The sequence below is a fragment of the Hydrocoleum sp. CS-953 genome (assembly GCF_002260545.1).
Taxonomy (GTDB): Bacteria; Cyanobacteriota; Cyanobacteriia; order Cyanobacteriales; family Microcoleaceae; genus Trichodesmium.
This window is the reverse complement of the sequence record NZ_LGSU01001075.1, coordinates 1-6,560: the sequence shown is the minus strand read 5'-3', so window position 1 is coordinate 6,560 and position 6,560 is coordinate 1. Positions and strand designations below refer to the sequence as shown.

At 38.6% G+C, this 6,560-nt stretch carries 7 protein-coding genes; 4 read left to right on the top strand and 3 right to left on the bottom strand.

What is annotated here, in order from left to right; genetic code table 11:
• Window positions 1-276 precede the first annotated feature (276 nt).
• Together AFK68_RS16090 and AFK68_RS16085 are read left to right on the top strand one after the other, a co-directional pair.
• Window positions 277-513, top strand: coding sequence for a hypothetical protein (locus tag AFK68_RS16090; RefSeq protein ID WP_094673664.1), 237 nt, complete (start codon window positions 277-279; stop codon window positions 511-513).
• A 24-nt stretch (window positions 514-537) separates the two neighbouring features.
• Window positions 538-1,254 (top strand): GUN4 domain-containing protein, encoded by a 717-nt coding sequence (locus AFK68_RS16085; RefSeq protein ID WP_094673663.1) that lies wholly within the window; start codon window positions 538-540, stop codon window positions 1,252-1,254.
• 605 nt (window positions 1,255-1,859) lie between these two features.
• On the opposite strand, the gene AFK68_RS43490 is transcribed toward AFK68_RS16085, so the two are convergent.
• A complete protein-coding gene (locus AFK68_RS43490) occupies window positions 1,860-1,994 on the bottom strand; it encodes a hypothetical protein (RefSeq protein WP_256386579.1) in 135 nt (44 codons plus the stop codon).
• A 141-nt stretch (window positions 1,995-2,135) separates the two neighbouring features.
• Between AFK68_RS43490 and AFK68_RS35105 the strand changes: the two genes are divergently transcribed.
• The gene (locus tag AFK68_RS35105; RefSeq protein ID WP_143437933.1) at window positions 2,136-2,348 is read left to right on the top strand and encodes a hypothetical protein; all 213 of its coding nucleotides are present in this window, start codon (window positions 2,136-2,138) and stop codon (window positions 2,346-2,348) included.
• Between the two features lie 73 nt (window positions 2,349-2,421).
• Complete coding sequence (locus AFK68_RS43485) at window positions 2,422-2,544, top strand: hypothetical protein (RefSeq protein WP_256386578.1); 123 nt, start codon at window positions 2,422-2,424, stop codon at window positions 2,542-2,544.
• 103 nt (window positions 2,545-2,647) lie between these two features.
• Here the strand turns inward: AFK68_RS43485 and AFK68_RS16080 are convergent, their stop codons facing one another.
• Both AFK68_RS16080 and AFK68_RS16075 read right to left on the bottom strand, forming a co-directional pair.
• On the bottom strand, window positions 2,648-3,673 hold the full coding sequence (locus AFK68_RS16080; protein ID WP_094673662.1) for a 2-hydroxyacid dehydrogenase: 1,026 nt from the start codon (window positions 3,671-3,673) through the stop codon (window positions 2,648-2,650).
• Window positions 3,674-3,971: 298 nt separating this feature from the next.
• The gene (locus AFK68_RS16075) at window positions 3,972-6,398 is read right to left on the bottom strand and encodes a phosphoketolase (RefSeq protein WP_094673661.1); all 2,427 of its coding nucleotides are present in this window, start codon (window positions 6,396-6,398) and stop codon (window positions 3,972-3,974) included.
• Window positions 6,399-6,560 lie beyond the last annotated feature (162 nt).

Genomic DNA, 6,560 nt, shown 5'->3' with positions numbered 1-6,560 from the left:
CTCAACGACAGAATTTTAATCTCCAGTTGTATGTAAGCTGAAATTTTTCAAAGAAGAAAAATGAGAGTTTTTTGGCGATCGCTCCTTGACATCTAGAAAAAGTTGTTTTATTTTTAAGTTAGATAAGTATTATGGGAAAATAGTGGCTATTTTTTTTAGAGCAATAAATTTTTCAATTTCGTCTATATGGGAAGGGTGGGAAAGAAAAACCTATAATTGGAATTGTAGGTAAAAGAATAAAAATCAGACTCTCAAATTTCTGAACTTCCGAACCAGATGAAATCTCTACCCCGCATCCTTGGTCTAACTTTCCTAGCACTAACTCTGACAAATTGTTCTGGGAAATTATCACCAGAAGATATTGCCTCTCGACTAGAACCTAGTATTGTCAAAGTATTTTATAAGAGTCAACCCGGACATGGAACTGGTTTTTTCGTGTCTGGAGAACAGGGAGTCTGTACCGTACTAACGGCAGCTCATGTTGTGAAAAAAGAAGGGGAAAGATTATTATAGACTAGGGATGAAAAAATCTGGCAAGTGGCTAAGGTAGAAATATTTCCTAGTGATATAGATTTAGCTTTGGTTACTTTTCAGCCAGAGAGAAGAAGTTGTAATTATCCGGCGCTGAAAAAAGGTAGTTCTGACAATCTGAAAAAAGGTAGTTCTATCTATATTTCTGGTTTTCCTATTCGGGATGGGAGGTTGGTATCGCAGTTTGTTCGTGGTGATGTTTCGGGTTTGGATAAGTTGGCGCGGGGTTATGGAGTTGCTTATCAAGCTTTGACTGTCGGTGGAATGAGTGGAGCGCCTGTTGCGGATGTGAAAGGTGAGGTTGTGGCAGTGCATGGAATGAGTGATGTGGAGGTTGTGAAAAATTTTGTTTCTCTACAGGGGAGTTTGTCTGAGTCACAACGGTCAACTTTTCAGCAAGCTGTGGAAAGGGTAGAGACTGCTGTTCAACGTTGGACTTTTTCTTGGGGTATACCTATTAAAATCAATGATATTCCTCTAGTTTCAGCTAAAGGAGTTGACTATACAAAACTTCGCAACTTATTGGCAGAGGGAAAATGGACAGAAGCAGACTTTGAAACATATAGAGTAATGGAAAAATTAGCAGGTAGGGAGTCGGAAGAATGGCTGAGAGCTGAGGATGTAGAGAATTTTTCCTGTCAGGATTTAGGCACGATTGACAAACTTTGGGTAGAGTATAGTAATGGTAAGTTTGGCTATTGTGTTCAGAAGCAAATTTATTAGAGTCTGGGTGGTACTAAGGAAGCAAACCAACAAGTATGGATAGCCTTCGCCGATAAAGTGGGATGGCGTAAAAATGGAAAATGGTTGAATTGGAGGCAAAAAGGTTTTCACACCGAGAGGACTGTATGATTGTGGTTACTTCCCCTCTTTAACTCCAATAGATAGAACAGGCATGACATATCGTTTTATCCCTAGGTCTCCTCGTACAGATACTTGTGGAATATAACATCTAGGGGTTTTAGCCGTCAATAGAAAAAAGTTTGAGGAAGCTAATTTTATGGTTTTTCTTGGTCATAAAATTTCTATAACTGACACTACCATCAGTTATCAGTTTCTGATAATTTATTTATCCTTCTTCAATATTATTTTTTTTGGTAGGCGATCGCCACATTCAAACCTCCCTCAAAAATAAGTCAACCAATATTTCCTAACCCTACCTCTGCTGAATAAAATATATCGAGCGTTCGATATAAATTATCCGCTATCCAAATTTAATTAACTTTCAGCGTAACGCACCATCAGATTATCTATAAAAAAAGGTGCGTGACGGCAAAATTTCTTAAGTTTCCCCAAAATCGAAAAAAAGGATGCCGTCACACACCCTACTACTTTCCTGCCAACTTATCTTCCTCTGCCAAAAAAGTTTCCAAATAAACAACACGCGACTCCCCAGAAGAACCAGAATTTGCCGACTGATAAAAAGACTCTCCATTCCTTAATGCTTTAGTAGTATCTCGCAACGCTTGATAACCACTTGGGTCTAGTAATTATCCGGATTTAATATCAGTTATCAGCTTTTCCAGATTAACTTTCCTAAGCATAAAATTCATGCTTCTCAAATATCAAAGTTATAAATGAGGCGATAATTCCAGAATTAGACTATGAGTATATCTGTGCGCACCTTTCCCATTATGAATAATAATAGCACAAATAAATTTAAAGTCAAGCTCTTGCTCAAATTTTTTTCTGGGAAATATGAAAGGGAGTCGAAGGAGAGCGATCGCGTAGCGGTGCGTAGCACTATCGCCTTTTTTCAGTTATCAGTTATCAGTTATCAGCTTTTGATAGTTGAGTTATCAGTTTTCCCAGATTAACTTTCCTAAGCGTAAAATTCATGCTTCTCAAATATCAAAGTTATCAATGAGGCGATAATTGCAGAATTAGACCGTGAGTATATCTGTGCACACGTTTCCCATTATGAATAATAATACCACAAAATTATTTAAGGTCAAGCACTTTGCTCAAATTTTTTTCTGGCAAGCATTGATGGGAGCGATCGCCATTAAGTAGAAATATTGTTTGTAGTTGGGCTTTAGCCCGAACATAATTCTTTTAGGGCTAAAGCCCAACTACGAGCTTAATTATCAAATTAACCAGCTACTCTATCTTAATTTCAAGCATTAACTGTAACTTTTTCAGGCAATTTTACCTCATTTTTCAGAGAATTTCCTGCCTCAAAATCAGTAATATTAGAAATAGTTGTAGTAGCAATATCATTCATTGCTTCCCTAGTAAAAAATGCTTGATGAGAAGTAATCAAAACATTAGGAAATGACTGTAATAATTGAAAAGTATCATCCTGAATAATTGTGTCAGATAAATCCTTAAAGAAAATGTTCTCTTCCTGTTCATAAACATCAATACCAAAATAACCAATAATTCCAGATTTTATGCCTTCGATGGCAGATTTTGTATCAATTAATTGACCGCGACTGGTATTAATTAACATCACTCCTGGTTTCATCTGAGCGATAGTTTTAGCATTAATTAAATGATGATTTTCTGGTGTTAAAGGACAATGCAAAGAAATAATATCAGAGCTTCCCAATAATTCAGATAAATCTACATAACGAGCATCACCAATTTCTGCAAATTTAGGGTTCGGATAAGGATCGTATCCAACTAAATGACAACCAAAACCATGTAATATTTGACCAACAATAACACCTATTTTACCCGTTCCGACAATTCCAACTGTTCGACTGTGTAAATCAAATCCTAATAAACCATTTAAAGAGAAATTATCATCACGCACTCGATTATAAGCTTTATATAATTTACGGTTGAGCATCATCATCATCCCAATAGCAAATTCTGCTACTGAATAGGGAGAATAAACGCTAACTCGTACAACTTTAATGCCAACTTCAGTAGCAGTTTCCAGGTCAACATTATTAAATCCTGTAGACCGCAAAGCTACCAAACGAGTACCATGCTCCGCTAAAATTTTCAGAGTTTCAGCACCTAAATCATCATTAACAAATACACAAACTGCCGAACATTCCGCTGCCAAAGTAGCAGTTTTTGCCTCTAGTCGAGCTTCATGGAAAATAAACTCATGGTTAGCATTAGTAGCAGTATTAGCTGCCTCTAGAAATTCGCGATCGTACTTTTCGGTACTAAAAACAGCAACTTTCATTTTAATTAGGGAGTAGGGAGTAGGGGAGTAGGGGAGTAAGGGAGTAGGGGAGTAGGGGAGTAGGGGAGTAAGGGAGTAGGGGAGTAGATAGGGACGTTCGCATTTTTGTTATGCAACGTCCCTACATTGCGGTTCACTTAAGTGAAAAGCACTGTAACCAAACAATAGTAAAGCTTTTTTGCGTTACCATGCGGGATATTGCTACGTTCCATGCTTTGCTTTGTAATGCTAACACGAACGCAACTAACCGCCCGAACAACCTAACCTACGCCTTCTAAATTCTGAATTCTAACTTCACCTAGTAAGGCCATTTCCAACTAGCGACATCAGGTCGGTCAATACCATGCTCATAAGCATAATTTTGACAAGCAATTTGCTCATTGCGGAAATGTTCCTTCGCGTGAGCGCCTGCAACTTTTAGATGCTCAACTCGGTCAATTACATCCATCGCAATACTGAAGCGATCGATATTGTTCCGAATAGCTAATTCCAAAGGTGTATTGATATTACCCTTTTCCTTATAACCCCGGACATGGAGATTCTTGTGATTTGTCCGACGGTAAGTATAACGGTGAATCAACCAAGGATAACCGTGGAAGTTAAAGATAATTGGCTTATCAAGAGTAAATAAAGTATCAAAGTCGCGATCGCTCAATCCATGAGGATGTTCTGTTTCTGGTTGTAATTTAAACAGATCGACCACATTAATAAAGCGAATCTTTAAGTCAGGGAACTCTTCCCGTAACATCACACTAGCAGCTAAAGCTTCCTTAGTCGGAATATCTCCAGCAGTTGCCAATACAACATCAGGTTCTTCTCCGCGATCGTTACTTGCCCAATCCCAAATACCAATACCCTTGGTACAATGCTTAATTGCAGAATCCATATCCATGTATTGCAAGTGCATCTGTTTGTCAGAGACAATCACATTAATATAGTTTTTGCTCCGTAAACAGTGGTCAGCAACTGATAATAAACAGTTAACATCAGGTGGTAGATAAATGCGAGTAACATCTGGAGTCTTGTTAGAAATCACATCAAGGAAACCTGGATCTTGGTGAGTAAAACCGTTGTGATCTTGTCGCCAAACAGTAGAAGTAATCAATAAATTCAAAGAAGGAATCTTTTCACGCCAACTCAATTCATTACACTTTTCAATCCACTTAGCGTGCTGACCAACCATTGAATCAATAACATGAACAAATGACTCATAAGTAGAGAAAAAGGCGTGTCTTCCAGTCAAGAGATATCCTTCTATCCAACCTTCAATAGTATGTTCACTCAAAATTTCCATCACACGACCATCTCGTGCAAGCTCCCCACCATCCATGTCTTCCGGTAGAAACTCTGCCATCCAAGTCTTCTTACTGACTTCATAAATAGCATTCAGTTTATTAGAAGTATTTTCATCAGGTCCGAATACCCGGAAATTAGTCATGTTCTTCGCCATGACATCCCGGAGAAACACACCCAAAGGACGAGTATTTTCTTTCTCTATTGTTCCAGGTTTATCTACTGGTATTGCGTAATCCTGGAAGTTAGGCATATTTAATGCTTTGCAGAGGAGACCGCCATTAGCATGAGGGTTAGCACTCATCCGACGGGCACCATAAGGAGCTATTTCTCGCAACTCTGGTTTGAATTTACCATTTTCATCAAAAAGTTCTTCTGGTTTATAGCTGCGCATCCACTGTTCCAGAATTTTCATGTGTTCTGGATTTTTCGCAACGTCAGTCATGGGTACTTGGTGTGCCCGCCAGAAACCTTCTATTTTGTGTCCATCAATTTCTGGGGGACATGACCATCCTTTCGGAGTACGGAACACAATCATCGGCCACCTTGGTAATTCTGCATTACCAGAAGTCCTCGCTTCTTGTTGGATGGCTTTAATTTCTTGAACACAATGGTCTAATGTTGCAGCCATTGCTTGGTGCATAGTATCTGGATCGGACCCTTCCACAAAATAGGGTTGATAACCATAACCCAAAAAGAGGTTTTTCAAATCCTCATGACTGATTCTAGATAAAATTGTTGGGTTGTTAATTTTATAACCATTCAGGTGCAGAATTGGTAGGATAGTACCATCTGTAATGGGATTGATAAATTTATTGGAATGCCAAGATGTAGCCAGAGGACCAGTCTCTGACTCCCCATCTCCAACAACTGGCACACAAATTAAATCTGGATTATCAAGAATTGAACCTGTGGCGTGAGAAATTACATAACCAAGTTCGCCTCCCTCGTGGATAGAACCAGGAGTTTCAGGTGTACAGTGGCTACCAATACCGCCGGGGAAAGAGAACTCTTTGAAGAATTTTTCTAGACCTTGTATATTTTGACCCTTGTCAGGATAGACCTCTGAGTAAGTGTCCTCCAAATAAGTTGGAGCTAAAACTCCTGGCGCACCATGTCCAGGACCAGACATAAATATCATGTTCAGGTCATATTTTTTGATAATTCGGTTGAGATGTATCCAGATAAAGGCTTGACCAGAACTAGAACCCCAGTGCCCTAAAATTCGACTTTTAATTTGGTCTGGTTGTAGAGGTTCCCGTAGCAAAGGATTCTTTTTGAGATAAATCATCCCCACCATTAAATAACAAGATGCACGCCAAAAAGCCTGCATCTTGTAGAGTTCATCAGCACTTAGAGGTGCGCCTTGAACTGTCGAACGTGCTGGACCAAAAGCACTAATTAAAGCTGTTTTTTCTGGAGTTGAGACCATTGATGTTCAAATTCCTTATACAAAATTCTGCTTCTTTTACCTAAAGCTGGCAAATGTCTATTTTTAAATTGAATACAGATATTTTTGACATTTGCTTGTACTTAGTAGTTAAAGATCGCAGGACAAAATTAGTATCGTATTTAACACGACTAACTATAACAT

Excerpts from the sequence above, each read along its gene's own strand:
- AFK68_RS16080 (WP_094673662.1), bottom strand. The coding sequence starts at position 3,673 with ATGAAAGTTGCTGTTTTTAGTACCGAAAAGTACGATCGCGAATTTCTA.
- AFK68_RS16075 (WP_094673661.1), bottom strand. The coding sequence starts at position 6,398 with ATGGTCTCAACTCCAGAAAAAACAGCTTTAATTAGTGCTTTTGGTCCA.
- AFK68_RS16090 (WP_094673664.1), top strand. The coding sequence starts at position 277 with ATGAAATCTCTACCCCGCATCCTTGGTCTAACTTTCCTAGCACTAACT.
- AFK68_RS35105 (WP_143437933.1), top strand. The coding sequence starts at position 2,136 with ATGAGTATATCTGTGCGCACCTTTCCCATTATGAATAATAATAGCACA.